The organism is Pedobacter sp. CFBP9032, assembly GCF_034045265.1.
GTDB lineage: Bacteria > Bacteroidota > Bacteroidia > Sphingobacteriales > Sphingobacteriaceae > Pedobacter.
The window spans coordinates 1-298 of sequence record NZ_JAXCWE010000049.1; the positions used below are offsets into that span (position 1 = coordinate 1).

General features: G+C 49.7%; 1 protein-coding gene. It reads left to right on the forward strand.

Annotation, left to right across the window (positions count from 1 at the left end):
• Positions 1-298 (forward strand): DUF7507 domain-containing protein (locus tag SOM16_RS23100; RefSeq protein ID WP_320466356.1); only part of this gene is annotated, 298 nt, incomplete at both ends.

Below are 298 nucleotides of genomic sequence, written 5' to 3' on the forward strand. Positions count from 1 at the left end.
AACGGTAACCCTACAGATCCGAACAACCCGGCGACCCCAACGTGTCCGACTTGTACGATCACGCCATTACCAGCAAGCCCTGCCATCCGATTAACTAAAACAGGAACATTCGCTGATGCGAACAATAACGGCAAGGCTGAAGTAGGTGAGACGATTACTTATACCTTCAAGGTAGAAAATACCGGTAACGTAACGGTAAGTGATATTAAAATCACGGATCCGAAAGTGACGGTAACAGGTGGCCCAGTAACGCTGGCTCCTGGTGCAGTTGACGCGACAAGCTTCACCGCGGCTTATA